Here is an 18,609-nt window from a genome sequence, read left to right on the forward strand (position 1 = left end):
ATTGAACTCCGCTTAAAATGAAAGTCAAGTGAAATAATCTTTTTATTTTTAAAGAAAAAATAAAAAGGATTTCCACTTCTATCGGGGCTAAAAAAGAATAACGATTCAGAATTAAAAAAATTAAATTCATAATTTAAAATATAAGGACATGATTTTAGAAATGAAAGTTCCATCACCAGGGGAATCTATTAAAGAAGTTGAAATCGCCACTTGGTTAGTAAAAGATGGAGATTATGTTGAAAAAGATCAGGCAATTGCTGAAGTAGATTCAGACAAAGCTACATTAGAATTACCTGCAGAAGCAAGTGGTATCATTACCCTAAAAGCAGAAGAAGGTGATGCAGTAGCAGTAGGAGCAGTAGTTTGTCATATCGACACTTCAGCTGCTAAACCATCAGGATCAGCAGCTGCACCAGTGGCAGTGCCTGCAGCAGCTCCGGTTGCTGAAGCACCAAAAGCAGCTCCTGCGCCAGCGGCTCCGGCAGCACCAGCAGCTACTTATGCTACAGGGACTCCATCTCCTGCAGCTAAAAAAATATTAGACGAGAAAAACATTGCACCAGCAGCTGTAACAGGAACTGGTAAAGGTGGAAGAATTACTAAAGACGATGCAGTAAATGCTGTTCCATCAATGGGAACTCCTACTGGTGGAAGCCGTGGAGTAGAGCGTACTAAATTGTCTATGTTGCGTCGTAAAGTAGCTGAAAGATTAGTTGCTGCTAAAAACGAAACAGCAATGTTGACTACTTTCAACGAAGTAAACATGACACCTATCAACATTTTGCGTAATGAATACAAAGATGCATTCAAAGCAAAACACGGTGGTGTAGGTTTAGGATATATGTCATTCTTTACAAAAGCGGTAACAAGAGCTTTAGAATTGTTCCCTGATGTAAATTCTATGATGGATGGTGACCACAAACTAGGATTTGATTTCTGTGATATTTCTATCGCGGTTTCTGGACCAAAAGGATTAATGGTTCCTGTAGTTCGTAATGCTGAGAATTTAACTTTCCGTGGAATCGAAGCTGAAATCAAAAGATTGGCTTTAAGAGCTCGTGATGGTCAAATTACAGTTGATGATATGACAGGTGGTACTTTTACAATCACTAATGGTGGTGTATTTGGTTCTATGTTGTCTACGCCAATCATCAACCCTCCACAGTCTGGAATCTTGGGAATGCATAACATTATCGAGCGTCCTATTGCTGTAAACGGTAAGGTTGAAATTCATCCAATGATGTACATCGCTTTATCTTATGACCACAGAATTATCGACGGTCGTGAGTCTGTTGGTTTCTTAGTTGCTGTTAAAGAAGCTTTAGAAAACCCAGTAGAATTGCTTTGCGGTGGAAACCCTAAAAAAGCATTTGAATTGTAAAAAAAGAAAATTCAAAATATTTAAAATCCCAAATTCCAGTCTAATGGAGTTTGGGATTTTCTTTTTATATTTGATAGTTACCAATAAGCCATCAAAAAAACTGCAAAAAATGAAAAGAATATTTTTTATTTTTTTTCTATTAATCTTCCTGAATTCGAATGCCCAAAATAAAACCGCACAAGAAAAACTGTTTTTAGGTACTTGGAAATATAATGTTGTATCTGATACAATTGCAGAAGTCGACACGGCTGACTATCATAAACCATTTTCGGAAAGAGAAATAAAGATGTTTTTTACCAAAATTAAGGTAAATAAGTCTTCAGCGAAATTGTATGACTATGAAGGAACATTGAACGCAACATGGGAAATTAACAACTCAAACGAACTATATTTCTCGATAGAAAATAATGAAATATTGAAATATCTAATAATAAAATTAACTAACAATACTTTAGAGTTGCGAGAACTAAACTCTAAAATAAGTACGCTTGTATATAATAAATAAAAGAAATTCGGATACATGGTAACACTTTCTACAAGAGATTTGGGCATTTGGCCTTATTTAAAAATAGTCTTGAATTTGGGAAGTTGAGACAAATCAGAAATCAGACTTAATTTGATCCTAAACTTCTTACATAAAGAAAACAATAAATCAAGAAAAATGAAAATCAAACTATTATTACTTACTGCTATTTTTGGTTTAACTACTGTTTTCTCCAATTCGCCGGCTAAAAAACGAATTTTAGTCTATACCAAAAACGGCAAAGGTTATGTGCATAAAAATATTCCTTTCAGTGTGGAAGCCTGGAAAAAAATTGGCGAAGCAAACAACTTAATCGTGGATGTTTCTGATGATTCTGGGGTAATGAATAAAGAAAATTTAGCACAATACAGTTGCTTGGTTTTTTCGAATACTTGTAATGATATTTTTGATACCGAAGAACAAAGACAGGCATTGGTAGATTATATTCATGCCGGAGGTGCTTATGTAGGGGTTCATAGTGCTTCAGATTCTGAAAAAGACTGGCCTTGGTACGCTGCAATGGTGGGAGGAAAATTTAAAAGACATCCTGCCTTTCAGCCTTTCGAAATAAAAGTGATTGATAAAAATCATCCTGCGACTTCGATGTTAGGCGAAACTTGGAAAAAAGAAGACGAGTGTTATTATATGAACGAATTCAATCCTAACAACCATGTTCTTTTGGCTGCAGATATGCGAACAGTTAAAGATAGCGAAAAAGAAGTTTATCCTGGACGTACTTTTGGTGATTATTTACCCTTAGCCTGGTGTCATGAATTTGAAGGCGGAAGAGTGTTCTATACGGCTCTCGGACATGATAGTAAGGATTATGTTGATCCTGTATTTGTTCAGCACCTAACTGGCGGACTTTTGTGGGCTTTAGGTGAATATCCAAAAGAGGCTCATTCGAAGAAAAAAAACCGAAAGTAAATTGTTTTTAAAAAAAACGCAGATTCATAGCTTAAAAATTAAATCTGCGAATCTGCGGTAATAAATAAGTTTTTATTTGAATTCAACCCAATCAAATAGCGCATAATTTTGTGTGTAAGGAATGTGATCGCCAATAAATGTTAGGTTTTCAACACTACAGAAAATTTTAAATTTAGTTGATGTTCCGTAGGTGAGTGTTGCAGAAGTTAAAAGGGCATTATCTAATTTCCAACTGGCAATATATTTTTTCTTATTGTTCAAGGCTAAAGTAATACTAAAAGTATACCATTGCCCTCTTTTGATGGTCGTTTGAAAGGAATGAGAGGGATTAGCCTGAGATGTGGTAAAAACAATCAAATCATCAGAAACAGCGTTTAATTGTTGGCGAATTGCGGTATTTCCATAACCAATTTCAAAATCGAGTTCGTGGGTATCGTCACTGTATAAAAAAGCACCGATGCTGGCACAATCGCCTACGCCCATTTCAGGAACATAAACACGCCAGGAATAGGTTCCTGTTGTATAAGTTGCAGCCGATTTTATTTTGGTTCTGTCCCATGTATTCGCATTGGTAAACATATGTAGGGTGTCATTGTCAATATAGTAGTTTGGAAATCCTACCTGAGTAGCATCTTCCCATTCATTTAGAGTATTAAAATCCCACTTTTTGGAGATAATTGGAGTGGCAGAAGTACCTTTTGCAGTCACAGCAGTATTAGAATTAGTATTAGAGGTGCTAGAAGTTGTTTGGCTTTCTTCTGGGAGGTCTTCAGTAGAACAGGAGTATAGCAATAATCCCAATGCTAAACAGAATACTTTGTAGTAATTGGTTTTCATGGTTTTGGTTGTCAGTTGGTTACTGTAAATATAAGCAATTATTATAATAGTCTATTATTGCTTTGCCTTTCAATAAAACATCAGCACCAATAATGCCGTCCACCGTTTTTGTTTTATAAGCAGTTAAAGCTTCGTTTACGTGCGACATATCAAAAATAATTAAGTCGAAATCATTGTTTTTCCACGAACCAAGTTGGAGTTTATTTTGCGATGCCGTTTGCGTGTGCATGCCTGTAGCTCCGGCTCCGGAAGCTTTGGTGTTTGATTCTTCTGCATTGAGAAGGAATAATTCAACGTGTTCAAAACCTACACAGCTGTTAGATGCTCCGGTATCCAAAATGAATCTCCCTTCAACACCATTGATTTTAGCTTTAACTAATAGGTGTTGGGTTTTAGTAATCTTGAATTTTACCTTTTTATAGTTTTCCTTTTTTAGGATTTCGTGCAAGTTTTTCATTTCTGTAGCGGATGAGAAGCCAAATTAAAGCAATTGCAGTAACAATTCCCAAAATAAAATACACATAAAACAGCGTATTGTTTCCCTTTTGTTCGATAGTTCCATAATATACAAAGGCACTCCAGTAATAAGGTGATTTTTTGGCATTGGAAATCTCGGGATTTTTAAGGAAATCTCTTTTGGCATTCGCATTCGCTTCGATATAAGACTCCCCATTTTTGATATGTTGATAAAAAGAATCCATAAAAACCGAAGTCGTATAATCGTTAACTTTCCATAAGGAAAATAACAGATTTTTTGCGCCTGAAAATTGAAATCCACGAGCAATACTCATACTTCCTTCGCCTTTATAAAGTTTGCCAATTCCAGTTTCACAAGCACTTAAAACAACCAAATCAGGTTTGAGATTCAAATAATACAATTCGGAATACAGAATGTCCTGATCGTAAAATTTGATACTCGCCGGAGTAACAATATCTCCTGCATCGGCATGGGTGGAGAGATGTAAAATACTGTAATTAGCTGCATTGTTTTTGAAATTTTCAAAAGTAGCATTCGTATTTGCTAAATATTTTCCTTTGAAATTTTGCTGAATAGACTGCATCTCGTTTTTGGAATAAGACAACTCCAATGGTGTTTTTTCAAAAATCGGAAAAATCCCTAAAACATTTTTGTTTTTGTTTGTCATCCTGAGCTTGTCGAAGGACAAATAAAACTGCGCCGAATTTTCATAAGCAATATTGAAATCATTCAACATGAAATGCATTTGGGCAAAATTTGTAGTGTTGGATTCCTGAGTGATTAGCGCTTCAAAAGGCAGGAAATTTAAAATTCCGTCCGGAATGATGATGAGGTTTTTGTAGTTTGAATTTTTGGGAAGTTGTAAAAGATCATAAGCAATTTCCCCATAATGATTAAAGTCTTTTATGTTATCTATAATAGAATTTGAGTTGCTGAAGTAATCTATGAATTGAAAAATTTTTACAGAGGAATGTGCATTGTTGCTAAATGAATGTAAATAAATTTTTTTATCAGATAAGGTAAAAAAATACATTTTTTCGAAACCTGAAAAATACTCAATCATCATGGCTTTGTCTTTTTCTAATTTGGTAAACAATGCTTTAATGTCAATAGTTTCTTTTTCAGAATCAGTGTTTTCAGAACGAATTTTTTTTAGCGAAAGCATCAATCCATTTTGCTTTTCGATAGCTTCGTTTATTTTGACAATGTTGGCCAATTCTCCTTTTTGTTGTTCTTTCAGGATAACATTACTCCATTTTTGCAATTGCTCAATGTGGAGTTTTTCTTTTCGGGAAGCGGTTTTGTTTTGGGATAAATGACTTTTTAAAACACCCGATTTACTGTGCTCTGCCAATTGAAAAGCCGCTTCGATATAACTTTGTTTTTGTTCTTTTTGATACAATAAATCATAAATGGCAATGCATTTTTCAGTTCTTAGACGAACACGATTTTGATTGATGATTTTTGAGTTTTCATAAATAATCATGTTCGCTAACAATTCTTCGATGTGAAAAGCCAATTGGTAGGCTTCTAATGCTTTTTTGGGTTGGTTTTGTTTACTTAAAATGGCTGCTTGTAAGTCTAGAGCATCTAATAAAGTTGTTTCGGTATAGAGTGATTTTTGATTAGGTAAAAGGCTTTTCTTGTTGGAATAATTTGGGATTAATAATTTGAATATAGCAGTAAGAGCAGAGGCAGATCCCTTTAAATTTTGTTGTTGAAATAGCAAAGAAGCCTCCTCGAATTTGAATTGCGCTATTTTACGGCTAGAAAGATTGGGTGTGGTATAGAAATAGTTTTTTGCCTTTTCGAAATAAGAATTAGCAAGTTCAAATTTTTGCCATTGCGAATTTAGAGAAGCTAAATTTCGATAAGAATTTGCCAGCGTTTCAGTTTGCGTTTTATCAGCTTGTAATAATTGAATGGCATCTTTATAGCAACTTTCAAGTTTTTCGAAAAAAATATTTCTTAATGGAAAAGTGGGAGGGAAAGGTTTTTTATAACTCAAAACATAGCTGTTGCCCAAATTATTCAACAAAATTCCCTTTTGAGTTTGGGATAATTTTTCTGTTTTGATGGTTTTTTCGAGTAAGTCGATTGCTAAATCTATCTTGCCGGAGTTTTGATACGCATTCGATAAATTCAATACTGCAGCATATTGTTGGGCTTGGTTTTTTTGTTGCGTAGCAATGTAATAATACTGCTTGATGGTGTTTTCGGCATTGTCATAATCACCGATGATGGTGTATAAATTACCCAATGGTTTCAGGCAGAATTCTACGATGTCATAGTTATTGAGTTTGTATTTTTGGTAGGTTTTCCAAGCCTTTTCGTAAGAGGAAATGGCTGATTGGAGTTGGTTTAACTGATTTTCGTAATAGGCTTTGTTGCAGTTTAAAATAACGATAGCCAGTAATTCATCTTTTGTTTTGGGTTTTGGGTTTTTCCAAAAATTGATTTCTGTGATGTTTAGGGATTTTAAATTTTCTGCTGATGGTTGTGCTACAAAGGAATCAACTGCATTGTAGATTTTATCTTCCAATGATTGACTTTGAGAGAAACAAATTTGTGAAAGTAATAAAAGTAATAATGTAATGAAAATCGGTTTCATCCAGTTTGTCATTCTGACGAAGGAGGAATCTCTCCAAGTGGGATTCCTCCTTCGTCGGAATGACAAAAAAGATGCATTATATTCTGAATAAACTAAAACTTCCATATCCCATACACTTGTAAATAATTGAAATTCTCCCTGAAATTCATCACATAACGAACGCCTAAACTTGGGCCGATACGGGCGAAACCAAAAGTTGCATCTAGTAATAATCCCGATTTGAAATTGGTAAAAGTTTTGCTGTTTGCAAAGCGGTTTTCCTCGGTTTTGAGAATAGGAGAATCAGGTTTTTCAGATTCAAAATATTCGATTTTAGTATACTGTTCTTCTTTTTGCGAAGCATTGATGTTGGCTTGCACTCCGGCTCCAATTCCTATATAATTATTGATGTTATAGCGAATGAGTAGCGGAATTTCGTTATTAAAATTGGAATAACTCGTGATTTCTGTAGTACGTGTCGCTTGGCGTAATCCGTTAGCGTTAGAAGTGAAACCATTTGTAATAGTTGTGTTTGAGTTGTAATCATTTTTGTTGTTGATGAATTCGGCTTGCCAATAAAAACGATAGGATTTATAAGGGGAAATGGTGAATCCGGCAAAATAACTAGTCGATTTTTCCAGATTGGGATAAAAATTATAACCGGCTTTAGCACCAATAGAAATACCGGGAAGGAATCGGGTAGTGGCGTAATTGGTAATAATGGGTTCGTTTTTGTCGAAAATAATTGCGGTTCTGCTTCGGGTATTTACTTTGTGAAAGTTTTCATTGAATTTCAATGAATATTTAACGAAGCCTTTAGTGCTGTCTTTTTCTTTTACATTTTTTTGTTCGCTGCCGGGCAAATAAATGTTTTTAAAAGTAAAAATGATTTGTTTTTGTTTGATAATCGTGTCCAGACAGCTGGTGGTAGGAATTTCGCCTTTTGGACAAATAGAGCATTCAGGATACATACCTTCAATTTTGAAGGTTTTTTTATCAAACATATCCGGAATATCGGTTTCCAAACGAATCATTCTCGCCGGTCCTTCGCCATTGTTTTGAAAGCGGGTTTTGAAATGGACTCTTTTAAAACGTACCAATCGATAATTCATAAAACTGCCGTTGGAACCCATTTTGTTGGGGTCGTGCGAAGTCACAATCTCCATTTCCAGATTTTTTACCTTATGATTTTTAAAACTACGATTAGGAACATAAATACCGCGCATCCTAATGGTGGCACTAGTATCTTTGAGCATTTCTGGAGTGGTTTTGAATGTATAGAAAACATTGCGGGTTTCCTGCGGATTGGCATCGTCAAATTCTAAGATGGAAACGTTTTTGAATGTTTTGTGTGCTTCGGCTAGGCTGGCGTCTAAATCTTCTTCGGTGGTGGTATTTTCATATTTTTTTATGGGTAAATAATTATTAGCAGATGCTAAATAAAAATTGGATTGATCTATTTCATTAACAACAGCGAAAGTATTTTCTTTAATTGCTCTTTCACCGGCATAAGTTCTAAAATCAGCTAATTCAAAATTGTTGTCTTTGAATTGTTTTTCGTTGTAAAACAGATAGAGTTTTCCGCTGGTAACATAGCTTTCCAGATTTTGATAACTCAAGATAACTTCCATTTCCTGGTCCGGAATGGGATCACAGTTTTTTTGAAGAGCAAAACCATTTTGGTCAGCAACTGAGGCTATTTCGTCAAAATTTTTATCTGATATGTCGTTAACAACTACTTTTTTTGGTCGGGTAGCAGGCGGTTTTCCGTTGTCGTAATTGTTGGTTACGGTGAGTCGGGTGGTATAAGTGCCTTTGTTTTTGTAGGTATGTTTAGGCTCAGCTTGTTTACTGTAAGCGCCATCTCCAAATTCCCATAGATAAGAAAAACTGGGTTTTGGTGCGCCGGCAATGGGGATTAATGGTGGTGTTTCGGGTTTGTATGAAACACTGTTGCCATTCTGACTATAGTTTATAGTTGCTCTTCGGGTGACGGTGTCTTTGACTTTTTTTTGGGAAAATAAGAGCAAAGAACAAAGAAGAAAGAGAAAAGAAAATAGTGGTTTCATAATCAAATCTGGTTTTAGCCCTGATGGAAGCGGCATCCTTTTATGGCTTTCTTTAAGACATAAAAGATATAGCGTACAGCAGGAATAAGCTGCTAATTCTTAATTGGTTGGTTTAAAAACTTTTAAAAATAGAAAAAAGTGATGAGCAAATCACCACTTTTTTCAGAATTTAAATTTGGGAATCTTTATTGGATCGCATTGATTGCGGCAATTAATTGGGCTTCGGTTCCTACAGTGGTTTCAGCCATTGTAAAAGTGTACACATCATTGGCCTGAACAGTTACTCCTTTAATAGCGTATCTCCAGTTTCCGTTTTCTTCGGTTACAAAGATCACGTGACAAGCTAAACCAACAGGAATTTGACCGTAGTGTTCGCTGAATAATCCTTGGGCTGTGTAGGTATCTAGTTTGGCTAGAGCGTTAGTTCCTTCGCCGTCATAAGACAAATAGATGGCACTATTTGTATTGTCATATCCTTCTGGAGCATCGGCAAGGATGGTAGTTTTAGGTCTTGGGTCGCTGTAGAATTTATCCACATTTGTCCAGCCAAAGTTTCCAAAACTTACATAATAATTATTTCCTTCGGCTTGAACACCTCCTTTTCCGCCGTTTGTGCCATCCGCTTTTCGGGCATCTTCCCAGGCTAAGTTTCCTTCGTCGTCAATAATTCCTTTCCATAAGGTCATAGCATTGTCAACGCCGTCTGTAAGAGATGCTGGAACAAGCAAAGTAATATTACAAGTGGTTGCTAATTCTTTGCCGTTTTGAGTGGCTTTGATGAAGAATTCTCCTCCTGAGATTAATAAATTTCGGTTCCCATCAGGCATGATTCCCATTGTTGGTTTATTAGTTACTAACATGTTTCCTTTGTCAAAAAGTTCCACATATTCAATTTTTACTTCTCCTGTTACAGGACTTCCGTCTTTAGTCAAACAGTCTCCGTTGATAGTGATTTTTACACCGTTTTTAGAAGTAAAAGTTTTGGCTCCGTCTTCGGCATTGAAAGTAAATTGCTGAGTGATTTTGTCTAAGGCCGCTTGTCTAACATTTGCAAATTCAGCTGCTGTTGCAGGTGTGTTCTCTGTGTTTTCATTTTCGCAACTTACGAATGAAATTGCCGCTAAAAATAAAAGTCCGATGGTTTTAAAATTTGTTCTCATGATTTCTTGATTTTAATTATGGTTTAAAATGATTTTTCTGTTTTTACTGTTATATCAATTCAGCTTTTAAATTGTTACCCCAGTATTTTAATTTTTTTTTTTCTTGTTTCTTGTTTCGGGTTTCTATTGTTATATCCGTTAGCAATAAAATTTGTTACCCTGTTTTTAAAAATATTTTTTGTTCTTGTTTTATAGGAGTATATCAAGATGTGTTTTGAATTGTTACCCCTTTGGTCAAAAAATATTTCAATTTTTTTCAAACAGCTTTGTTTTTTCAAATGTTAAAGAACGTTTACAGTGGTATATCAATCCGGTTTTAAAAATGTTACCCCATTTTTTATTATTTTCGAAAAAAAGTTTTACATGACAAATAACGCTGTACATCCTGATCAGTATTTAATTGAAGGATTGGCTAATAATGATTCGGTAATTATTAGGTCAATCTATAAGAAGTTTGTTCCCAAGGTGGTTTCTTATATAAGGAACAATTCTGGCGATGAAGATCAGGCACAGGATGTTGTGCAGGAAATCATGATTTTGTTGTTTAATCAGGCTAAAGCAGGCAAATTAGCATTGACTTGTCCGTTTGATGCGTACTTTTTTTTATTATGCAAAAGAAAATGGTTGAACGAACTCAAAAAATCTTCTAATAAAGGGGTAACAATTCCCGATGATTTTATATCTGTTAATGAACCAACTGCCGAAATGGTATCGCAAACAGAGGTTTTTGAAGAAAAGCAACAGCTCTTTGATGCGATGTTTCAACGATTAGGCGAAAAATGCCAGGAAGTTTTAAAGTGGAGTTTTACTTTGAAATCTATGGAAGAGGTAGCCGAAAAACTCAATGTAACCTATGGTTATGTTCGAAAGAAAAAATCGTTGTGTACCGGTCAGTTGACGCAGTGGATTCAGGAGCACAGTAGTTTTAAATCATTAAAAAAATAGTAGCCATGAACGAAGAGAAATATATATTGTTTGATCAATATCTTCAAGGTGACATGTCAACGGAGGAAAGATTGAATTTTGAGAAAGAGCTTTTGGCTAATCCTGAATTGGCTTTGGCCTTGGAGACTTTTAAAGAAGTTCAGGTGCAATTAGAATCGAAATTTGGTTTTGAAACCGAAAGAAATGCTTTTGAAGCAAATTTGAAAACCATTTCGAACGAACATTTTAAAGCTGAGAAGCCTAAAGTAATCCGATTAAAACCATGGATTTATCTGGCAGCGGCTTCGGTGGTATTATTGTTTGGATTATTTTTATTTAATCCATCAGAACCAAAGTTTGAAGATTACAATCAATATGAAAATGCTTATTTAACCGAAAGAGGAATTGGAATTGAGCAATTAAAAGAAGCTGAAAACGCCTTTAATGCTAAAGATTATAAAAAAGCTATTCCGCTTTTTGAAGCTGTTTTAAAAGAAAATAAATCGGCAGAAATTCAATATTTTTATGGTGTTTCTTTATTAGAGGATAATCAGATTCAAAAGGCAGAAGCTGCGTTTAACGAAATCAAATCAGGTAATTCTATTTATAAAAACAAAGCGATTTATGCTTTGGCTTTAGCCAAATTAAAACAAAAAGACTACGATTCTTGTAAAGCGATCCTTAAAGCCATTCCTTCAGATTTTGAGAATTATAATCAGGTTGAGGAGTTGTTGGATGAATTGGATTAAGTTTTTAAACACCTAAGAAGCAAAGGGAAACAAAAGGCACAAAGATTTTATACTTTGTGTCTTTTGTTTTTAATGGGATTAAAATAAAACTTTTGTGTCTTTTGTGTTTAAATTTTAAAAAACTTTGCAATTTTGCAGCATTAAAATTTTAGAATTGGAAACAAAACCCATAATTACAGATACTCACACGCATTTATACAGCGAAGATTTTAATGAAGACAGAGATGAAATGATGCAGCGTGCTTTAGCCGCAGGCGTGAGCCGTTTTTTCATTCCTGCTATCGATTCGGCTTATACGGCAGCGATGTATGATTTGGAACAAAAATATCCTGACAATATTTTTTTAATGACCGGTGTACATCCTACTCATATAAAGGATAATTATGAGGAGGAATTAGCGCATGTGGAGGCTGAATTGGCGAAGCGAAAATTCTATGCTATTGGTGAAATCGGAATTGATTTGTATTGGGACAAAACGCATTTAAAAGAGCAACAACAAGCTTTTAAGAGACAAATCCAGTTAGCTAAAAAATATCAATTGCCTATTGTGATTCATTGTCGTGAAGCTTTTGATGAAGTTTTTGAAGTTTTAGAAGAGGAAAAATCAGCAGATTTATTCGGGATTTTTCATTGTTTTTCGGGGACTTATGAACAAGCGCTTCAGGCTTTGTCGTATAATATGAAATTAGGAATTGGGGGAGTAGTTACTTTTAAAAACGGGAGAATTGATCAGTTTTTGAATCAAATTGATATTAAACATATTGTTTTAGAAACCGATGCGCCTTATTTGGCTCCGGTTCCTTTTAGAGGAAAAAGAAATGAAAGTAGTTATCTGGTGAATGTAATCGATAAGTTGTCAGTTCTTTACAGTGTTTCTACGGATGAAATTGCCAGAATTACTACTGAAAATTCAAAAGCTATTTTTGGGATTTAAAATAGAATTCTCTTAAATTAAATATTTTTTTTGTTCATTTGTTTTTCTAATAATACTATAATGCAAAAGTTTGACGAGATTCGGCCATATTATGATACCGAAATAAATAAAGCGATAAGAAAAGTGCTTCATCATCCTATGTTGAAGTCGTTGATGAATTTTTCGTTCCCAGATGTTGATGATGAAGTTTGGAAAGAACAATTATTGAAAACCTATTCGATTCGTGATTTTCAGTGTAATTTTATCTATCAATCAGTACAAAAAGTGTTGGAAAAAAGCTCTGAAGGTTTATCAACTTCAGGTTTTGAGCATTTGGAACCTAATACCTCTTATTTGTTTATTTCTAATCACAGAGATATATTATTAGATACCACTTTGTTGAATGCTACCTTGTTTGAGCATGATTTGGTGATGACGGCTTCAGCAATTGGAGATAATTTGGTTAAGCAGCCATTCTTGCATGTTTTGGCTAAATTAAACAGAAATTTTTTGGTGCAAAGAGGTTTAGGACCAAGAGAAATGTTGCAGAGTTCAAAAATTTTATCAGAATATATAAGTCAGTTGTTACAGCATGAAAATCGTTCAGTTTGGATTGCACAACGTGAAGGAAGAACTAAAGACGGAAATGATGCTACTAATCCAGGCGTTTTAAAAATGATAGGAATGGCTTCGGATGAGGCTAATTTGATGGATTATTTCAAAAAATTAAAGATTGTTCCTGTTTCCATTTCCTATGAATATGATCCGACGGATGCTTTGAAAATGCCACAATTATTAGCAGAAGCAAATAATGAAGTCTATGTGAAGCAGGAAAATGAAGATTTTATGACCATTTTGAGTGGTGCTTTAGGGCAAAAGAAAAGAATTTTTATCCATATTGGAAAAGTTTTAGATACTGAAATTGATACCATTGTAGCAGAAAATGACAATGGAAATAAACAAATTCAGGCATTGGCACAGGCTATAGACGATTCTATATTGAGTAGTTATAAATTGTGGCCTACTAATTATATTGCCTACGATATTTTGCATAAAACTGATAAATATTCAAATCAATATACAGAGGATGAAAAAGCCATTTTTGTGAGAAGATTGGAAAAACGAATAGATGCTTCTAATCCTATAGCTTTTCAAGGAATATTAGCGATGTATGCTAATCCAGTGGTTAATAAACTGAAATATACGCATGAACTCAAGGACTAGAATTCTTTTAATTTACACCGGTGGAACCATTGGAATGCAAAAGGATTCAAAAACCGGAGCATTAAAAGCGTTTAATTTTAGTAAATTATTACAAAGAGTACCTGAGTTAAAACAATTGGATTGTGAGATTGAAACCTATTCTTTTGAGCATCCTATTGATTCTTCGGATATGAATCCTGCTTATTGGAGTACCATAGCCTCGGTTATTGAGACCAATTATAATGAATTTGATGGATTTGTAGTGCTTCATGGTTCGGATACTATGTCGTACACGGCTAGTGCGTTGAGTTTCATGTTAGAAAATTTAACCAAGCCAGTTATCCTTACCGGATCTCAATTACCTATTGGAGATTTACGTACTGATGCCAAAGAGAATTTAATTACGGCGATTCAGGTTGCTTCTATGCGAGAAAATAATCAGGCAGTGATTCAGGAAGTAGGACTTTATTTTGAGTACAAATTATATCGTGGAAATCGTACGACCAAGATTAATTCGGAGAATTTTAATGCTTTTGCTTCGCCAAATTATCCTGCATTGGCCGAATCAGGAGTTTATTTAAACTTTAAAAAAGAAGTTTTTTTAGCTGATAATGCTAAGGGGGAATTTAGAGTGCATCATTCTTTTGATACCAATGTAGTTATTGTGAAAATGTTTCCTGGGATGAGTGCAGCTATTTTTAGCGCTATATTAGCTGTTCCAGGATTAAAAGGATTAGTTTTAGAAACCTATGGTTCCGGAAATGCCACCACCGAAAGTTGGTTTTTAAATGCGCTGGAAGCTGCTGTAAAAAGTGGAATTCATGTTGTTAATGTGACCCAATGTTCGGCAGGAAGTGTCAATATGGGGCAGTATGAAACCAGTTCAGATATGAAGAAAATTGGTGTTATATCAGGAAAAGATATCACTACCGAAGCTGCTATTACTAAATTGATGTTTCTATTAAGTCAAAATATAGCAGTAAACGAATTCAAAACTGTTTTTGAAAAATCACTAAGAGGAGAAATGACAGAATAAATCTTTTTTTGTTTTTCTAAGTCATTTTTTTTCTTGTTATTTGCAATCCCAAATAGAGAGGTGTCCGAGTGGTTGAAGGAGCAAGCCTGGAAAGTTTGTATGTGGGTAACTGCATCGTGGGTTCGAATCCCATCCTCTCTGCTGATATTACATGCTAAACCTTAAGAACATTTTTTGTTTTTAAGGTTTTTTTGTTGGTGTATTTTTTTAGGAAAAAAATTAGAATTTTAGCTAAAGAATGTTCATTACAAGAGATAAAATATAATCTTTGTATTATGAAAAATATACAATTTTTAGTTCTTCTTCTCGGTTTTACTTTTTCTTTAGTAACTAATGCTCAAACAAAAGCTTTCGAAATTATTCCACAAATCCCGGAGCCGGGAGAACAAATAACTATTTCATATAATCCGGAGTTGACTAACTTAAAAGAGGCTACTCAAATTTCAGGAATTATGTATGTCTATGATGATTTTAAATGGGTAATCAAAGACATATCGCTCACGAAAACAGGAATAGGTACTTGGGAAACCAGAGTGCAACTACCGGAACACGCAGCATTAATCAATTGTGTTTTTAATTCAAATTCACAAATCGATAGAGGAGGTAAACAAAGCTATTCGCAGAGGATTGAAAAATCAGCCGGGGCATTTTTAGCTTGGGGGATGGGACATTCTGCTGTTTTTCAAAATGAAATTCCTGTAAAAGTTGATAGCACTGCTTTTGTCAAAGATTCAGTGGCTTTGCAGTGGATACAATCAGAAATTGAGCATCATCCAGTCAGTTATTTATCAGCTTTTTACCAAGAGTTGACTTTAAATAAAAAAGTTCAGTCATCAGCAGCTACTAATCGGATAAAAAATGAATTACGATTTGTACTGACAAATACATTAAATCATCATCAACAATATGATGTTCAAAAAACATTGAAATTGTTGGAAGGGACTAAGGATAAAATTTTCATTGATTCTGTCCAAAAAACCTTGATTAAGAAATATCCAAACGGAGTTTTGGCAAGAGATCTGGCCTTGAAAAAAATCTTTTTACAACCTAATCTTGATTTAAAGTCTAAACAGTACCTGGCTTTTGTACAACAATTTCCTAAGAAAGATTTTGAAGATATATACACTGAGGTTGAGAATTTGTATAATGATAAAATATATAAAGCGGTAGCTTATCATTCGTTTACAAAATATAATGACTATTCGATAATCATGAATAGTTTAAAGGAAGTGTCTTTTGCTAATTTGATTGATTTTAGCAGGCAACTTATAATAATACCTTTCGAGAAAAATAAGGCGACGAAGGATATGGCTTTTTTTCAAACTTTAAGGATGTATGCTCTTTCTATCATACCGGAATTAGAAGTCCGCGAAAATCGTGTTCCAAAAGAATATCGGGAAAAATTATCCTTGAGTCAATGGCGACAATTAGTGCTTCAGGATGCCGCCGAAGCCTATTTTGCATATGCCAGAATTTTAGAAAAACTCAATAATTATAAAGAATCACAACGGCTATTGGAGAAAATCAAAGAAGAATATGGCTGTAAAAATACTTCGTTTAATGAAGTGTATTACCGAATGTTAATTCGCAACGGAAATTTGGCGCAAGCCAAAACCTATTTTGAATTATGTGCAAAAGAGAATAAACTTACCCTTGTGATGAAAGAAATAGCAAGCAAGACTTTTTAGTAATTAAGTAAATTGTGGCATTAAATAGGAGAAGTGTTTTCAATTTAGGAATAGTAAAGATAGCACTAATATTTTACCCTAAATTACTTTTTGTAGTTCACTTTTGATTTAATGGATTCTTTATTTAATTCAAAGAAATTTAAGCTGTAGTATTTATAGTATTTTTTGATAATTAAAATTTACATAGTTTTGTTTTTCTGCAATTCACTACCTTAAGTTTCTATTTTGGATGTTAATATTGTTTTAGAGCAACTTAAAAATAAAAATGAAGCTGTTTATAAAAATGTTTTTGAACGTTATTATAAAGAGTTAGTAGTTTATGCGCATAATTTTCTTTACGATCAATTAGCTAGTGAAGATGTAGTTCAGGAAGTATTTATTGTTCTTTGGGAAAATGCCAAAGTTTTGGATATTAAAACCTCATTGAAAGCATATTTGTATGCAATGGTAAGGAATCGCTGTTTGAATTATTTAAAATCTCTTAAAATCACAAATGATTTAAATATTGTCGATTTGAATTCGATGCTTGTTTTAGATGAGGAGTTGGATTTAATCTCTGAAGAAGAAAAAAATATTTTGTACCAACAGCTTATTAAAATAATTGATACTTTACCTGAAAGTATGCAGCAGGTTTTTAAATTAAAGTTTATAGAAAACTACTCCTATAACGAAATTGCTGAAGAATTAGATATTTCTGTCAATACCGTCAAAACCCAATTGCAAAGAGCTAAGTTAAAAATTAGTCAATCTTTAGTTGTCATAATTGCATTGATTTCGACAAAAATGTAAGAATAATATCTTTGTTTATTAAAAATTTAATTTTTTTTTAATTTTTTCTTAAAACTTTGTAGCCTATTTATCGATTTCAGTTGTCATAGTTAAAAATTACAGTAAAGTAATTGTTAATTATAAAGAATTCGCAAATGGAATTTAAACTGATTGTAAAAAAAATAAACAACACCCTAACTCAGGAAGAAGAAGTTGTTTTTTCTCAATGGTATCATCAGTCGGATGACAATAAGGTCTATTTCGAAAAAGTGAAAAATAATTATTATGCCAATCTTAATCCTGATAATATCGATTTGGATACTGCTTGGTATGCTATTAAATCTAACATAAAACCACAAAGAAGAATTAAATATTATTATGCCGTTGCTGCTTCGGTAGTAATACTATTTGGTCTTGGATATTTTTTTAGTACCAATGATTCTTTGAATCAAAATGTTAATCAAAATACGATAGTTGAATCAACTTCAAAAAGTAATGAGGTCATATTGACTCTTGCAGATGGATCTAAAGTAGTTTTGAATAATCAAAATAATGGGGTAGTAGCAAATCAGGAAAATGTTACTATTACTAAAGATAAAGATGGACAAATTATTTATAATGATAGTAAGCAAGTTCATAATGGAAAACCTTCTTTTAATACCCTAAATATCCCTAACGGTCAAACATTTCAAGTTACATTGCCAGATGGAACTAATGTTTGGTTAAATGCTGGTTCGTCATTAAAATATCCAACTTATTTTGAGGGAAATAACAGAACTGTTGTTTTGACAGGTGAAGCCTATTTTGAAGTAGCTCATAATCTCAAAATGCCTTTTAAAGTTTTTTCAAACGGGCAGGAAGTGGAGGTTCTTGGAACACATTTTAATATTAGAGCTTATGCTAATGAACCCTTCTTAAAAACTACTTTATTAGAAGGTAGAATTAAAATTTCGGAGGGAAACAATAAAGCAATTGTAAAACCAGGTGAACAAATTGTGGTTTCATTAGGTAAACATCATATGTATTCTAAGCAAGTAAATGTTGAATCGGCAATAGCATGGAAAAATAGATTATTTTATTTTGAAAATGCTCGATACGATGAAATTATGCGTGAAATAGAAAGATGGTATGATGTTGAAGTGATTTATAAAAATAAAATGTCAAATGAAAGATTTGAAGGTGCAATCCAAAAAGATTTACCATTAAATCAAGTCTTGAAAATGTTAGAAAGTGAAGATGTACACTTTAAAATACAAGGAAAGGAGGTGATTGTGACACAGTAATGATAAATGTGAAACAAGAACCTATGTGATAAAAAAAAAACCAAAGCGCGGGAACGCTTTGGTAATTAGAAGCATAGTTC

16 protein-coding genes and 1 tRNA gene are annotated in these 18,609 nt (G+C 33.8%); 12 read left to right on the forward strand and 5 right to left on the reverse strand.

Annotation, left to right across the window (positions count from 1 at the left end):
• Positions 1 to 148 precede the first annotated feature (148 nt).
• From odhB to AAEO59_RS09040, 3 genes are all read left to right on the forward strand, one after another.
• Positions 149 to 1,381, forward strand: coding sequence for a 2-oxoglutarate dehydrogenase complex dihydrolipoyllysine-residue succinyltransferase (gene odhB / locus AAEO59_RS09030; protein WP_341700411.1), 1,233 nt, complete (start codon positions 149 to 151; stop codon positions 1,379 to 1,381).
• 109 nt (positions 1,382 to 1,490) lie between these two features.
• Positions 1,491 to 1,886 (forward strand): hypothetical protein, encoded by a 396-nt coding sequence (locus tag AAEO59_RS09035; protein WP_341700412.1) that lies wholly within the window; start codon positions 1,491 to 1,493, stop codon positions 1,884 to 1,886.
• A 156-nt stretch (positions 1,887 to 2,042) separates the two neighbouring features.
• Positions 2,043 to 2,831 (forward strand): ThuA domain-containing protein, encoded by a 789-nt coding sequence (locus AAEO59_RS09040; RefSeq protein WP_341700413.1) that lies wholly within the window; start codon positions 2,043 to 2,045, stop codon positions 2,829 to 2,831.
• Between the two features lie 72 nt (positions 2,832 to 2,903).
• Here the strand turns inward: AAEO59_RS09040 and AAEO59_RS09045 are convergent, their stop codons facing one another.
• From AAEO59_RS09045 to AAEO59_RS09065, 5 genes are all read right to left on the reverse strand, one after another.
• Positions 2,904 to 3,668 carry a LamG domain-containing protein gene (locus AAEO59_RS09045; protein ID WP_341700414.1) on the reverse strand — a complete coding sequence of 255 codons (765 nt, stop codon included), beginning with the start codon at positions 3,666 to 3,668 and terminating at the stop codon, positions 2,904 to 2,906.
• Positions 3,669 to 3,687: 19 nt separating this feature from the next.
• On the reverse strand, positions 3,688 to 4,125 hold the full coding sequence (locus tag AAEO59_RS09050) for a retropepsin-like aspartic protease (RefSeq protein WP_341700415.1): 438 nt from the start codon (positions 4,123 to 4,125) through the stop codon (positions 3,688 to 3,690).
• Complete coding sequence (locus tag AAEO59_RS09055; protein ID WP_341700416.1) at positions 4,085 to 6,757, reverse strand: CHAT domain-containing protein; 2,673 nt, start codon at positions 6,755 to 6,757, stop codon at positions 4,085 to 4,087. Before AAEO59_RS09055 ends, AAEO59_RS09050 begins: the two co-directional genes overlap by 41 nt.
• 92 nt (positions 6,758 to 6,849) lie before the next feature.
• The gene (locus tag AAEO59_RS09060) at positions 6,850 to 8,805 is read right to left on the reverse strand and encodes a PKD domain-containing protein (RefSeq protein WP_341700417.1); all 1,956 of its coding nucleotides are present in this window, start codon (positions 8,803 to 8,805) and stop codon (positions 6,850 to 6,852) included.
• 185 nt (positions 8,806 to 8,990) lie between these two features.
• Positions 8,991 to 9,965: a hypothetical protein gene (locus AAEO59_RS09065; protein ID WP_341700418.1), complete on the reverse strand. Its 975-nt coding sequence runs from the start codon at positions 9,963 to 9,965 to the stop codon at positions 8,991 to 8,993.
• Between the two features lie 363 nt (positions 9,966 to 10,328).
• Between AAEO59_RS09065 and AAEO59_RS09070 the strand changes: the two genes are divergently transcribed.
• The 9 genes from AAEO59_RS09070 to AAEO59_RS09110 all read left to right on the forward strand — a co-directional run bounded on the left by AAEO59_RS09070 (position 10,329) and on the right by AAEO59_RS09110 (position 18,529).
• Positions 10,329 to 10,910, forward strand: a complete 582-nt coding sequence (locus AAEO59_RS09070) for an RNA polymerase sigma factor (protein WP_341700419.1) — start codon at positions 10,329 to 10,331, stop codon at positions 10,908 to 10,910.
• Between the two features lie 5 nt (positions 10,911 to 10,915).
• Positions 10,916 to 11,638: a tetratricopeptide repeat protein gene (locus AAEO59_RS09075; RefSeq protein ID WP_341700420.1), complete on the forward strand. Its 723-nt coding sequence runs from the start codon at positions 10,916 to 10,918 to the stop codon at positions 11,636 to 11,638.
• Between the two features lie 154 nt (positions 11,639 to 11,792).
• Entirely contained in the window at positions 11,793 to 12,572 is a 780-nt protein-coding gene (locus tag AAEO59_RS09080) for a TatD family hydrolase (protein ID WP_341700421.1), read from the forward strand.
• 60 nt (positions 12,573 to 12,632) lie between these two features.
• The gene (locus tag AAEO59_RS09085; RefSeq protein WP_341700422.1) at positions 12,633 to 13,775 is read left to right on the forward strand and encodes a 1-acyl-sn-glycerol-3-phosphate acyltransferase; all 1,143 of its coding nucleotides are present in this window, start codon (positions 12,633 to 12,635) and stop codon (positions 13,773 to 13,775) included.
• Positions 13,759 to 14,790, forward strand: coding sequence for an asparaginase (locus tag AAEO59_RS09090; RefSeq protein ID WP_341700423.1), 1,032 nt, complete (start codon positions 13,759 to 13,761; stop codon positions 14,788 to 14,790). Before AAEO59_RS09085 ends, AAEO59_RS09090 begins: the two co-directional genes overlap by 17 nt.
• A 54-nt stretch (positions 14,791 to 14,844) precedes the next feature.
• Positions 14,845 to 14,931, forward strand: a tRNA-Ser gene (locus AAEO59_RS09095).
• Between the two features lie 134 nt (positions 14,932 to 15,065).
• Positions 15,066 to 16,478 (forward strand): tetratricopeptide repeat protein, encoded by a 1,413-nt coding sequence (locus tag AAEO59_RS09100; RefSeq protein ID WP_341700424.1) that lies wholly within the window; start codon positions 15,066 to 15,068, stop codon positions 16,476 to 16,478.
• Between the two features lie 225 nt (positions 16,479 to 16,703).
• Complete coding sequence (locus tag AAEO59_RS09105; protein ID WP_341700425.1) at positions 16,704 to 17,267, forward strand: RNA polymerase sigma factor; 564 nt, start codon at positions 16,704 to 16,706, stop codon at positions 17,265 to 17,267.
• Positions 17,268 to 17,401: 134 nt separating this feature from the next.
• Positions 17,402 to 18,529 (forward strand): FecR family protein, encoded by a 1,128-nt coding sequence (locus AAEO59_RS09110; protein ID WP_341700426.1) that lies wholly within the window; start codon positions 17,402 to 17,404, stop codon positions 18,527 to 18,529.
• The last annotated feature ends 80 nt before the right edge of the window (positions 18,530 to 18,609 follow it).

The sequence above is a fragment of the Flavobacterium flavipallidum genome (assembly GCF_038289905.1).
Taxonomy (GTDB): Bacteria; Bacteroidota; Bacteroidia; order Flavobacteriales; family Flavobacteriaceae; genus Flavobacterium; species Flavobacterium flavipallidum.

Coding starts and splice junctions, on each gene's coding strand:
- odhB (WP_341700411.1), top strand. CDS start 149: ATGATTTTAGAAATGAAAGTTCCATCACCAGGGGAATCTATTAAAGAA.
- AAEO59_RS09035 (WP_341700412.1), top strand. CDS start 1,491: ATGAAAAGAATATTTTTTATTTTTTTTCTATTAATCTTCCTGAATTCG.
- AAEO59_RS09040 (WP_341700413.1), top strand. CDS start 2,043: ATGAAAATCAAACTATTATTACTTACTGCTATTTTTGGTTTAACTACT.
- AAEO59_RS09045 (WP_341700414.1), bottom strand. CDS start 3,668: ATGAAAACCAATTACTACAAAGTATTCTGTTTAGCATTGGGATTATTG.
- AAEO59_RS09050 (WP_341700415.1), bottom strand. CDS start 4,125: ATGAAAAACTTGCACGAAATCCTAAAAAAGGAAAACTATAAAAAGGTA.
- AAEO59_RS09055 (WP_341700416.1), bottom strand. CDS start 6,757: ATGAAACCGATTTTCATTACATTATTACTTTTATTACTTTCACAAATT.
- AAEO59_RS09060 (WP_341700417.1), bottom strand. CDS start 8,805: ATGAAACCACTATTTTCTTTTCTCTTTCTTCTTTGTTCTTTGCTCTTA.
- AAEO59_RS09065 (WP_341700418.1), bottom strand. CDS start 9,965: ATGAGAACAAATTTTAAAACCATCGGACTTTTATTTTTAGCGGCAATT.
- AAEO59_RS09070 (WP_341700419.1), top strand. CDS start 10,329: ATGACAAATAACGCTGTACATCCTGATCAGTATTTAATTGAAGGATTG.
- AAEO59_RS09075 (WP_341700420.1), top strand. CDS start 10,916: ATGAACGAAGAGAAATATATATTGTTTGATCAATATCTTCAAGGTGAC.
- AAEO59_RS09085 (WP_341700422.1), top strand. CDS start 12,633: ATGCAAAAGTTTGACGAGATTCGGCCATATTATGATACCGAAATAAAT.
- AAEO59_RS09090 (WP_341700423.1), top strand. CDS start 13,759: ATGAACTCAAGGACTAGAATTCTTTTAATTTACACCGGTGGAACCATT.
- AAEO59_RS09100 (WP_341700424.1), top strand. CDS start 15,066: ATGAAAAATATACAATTTTTAGTTCTTCTTCTCGGTTTTACTTTTTCT.
- AAEO59_RS09110 (WP_341700426.1), top strand. CDS start 17,402: ATGGAATTTAAACTGATTGTAAAAAAAATAAACAACACCCTAACTCAG.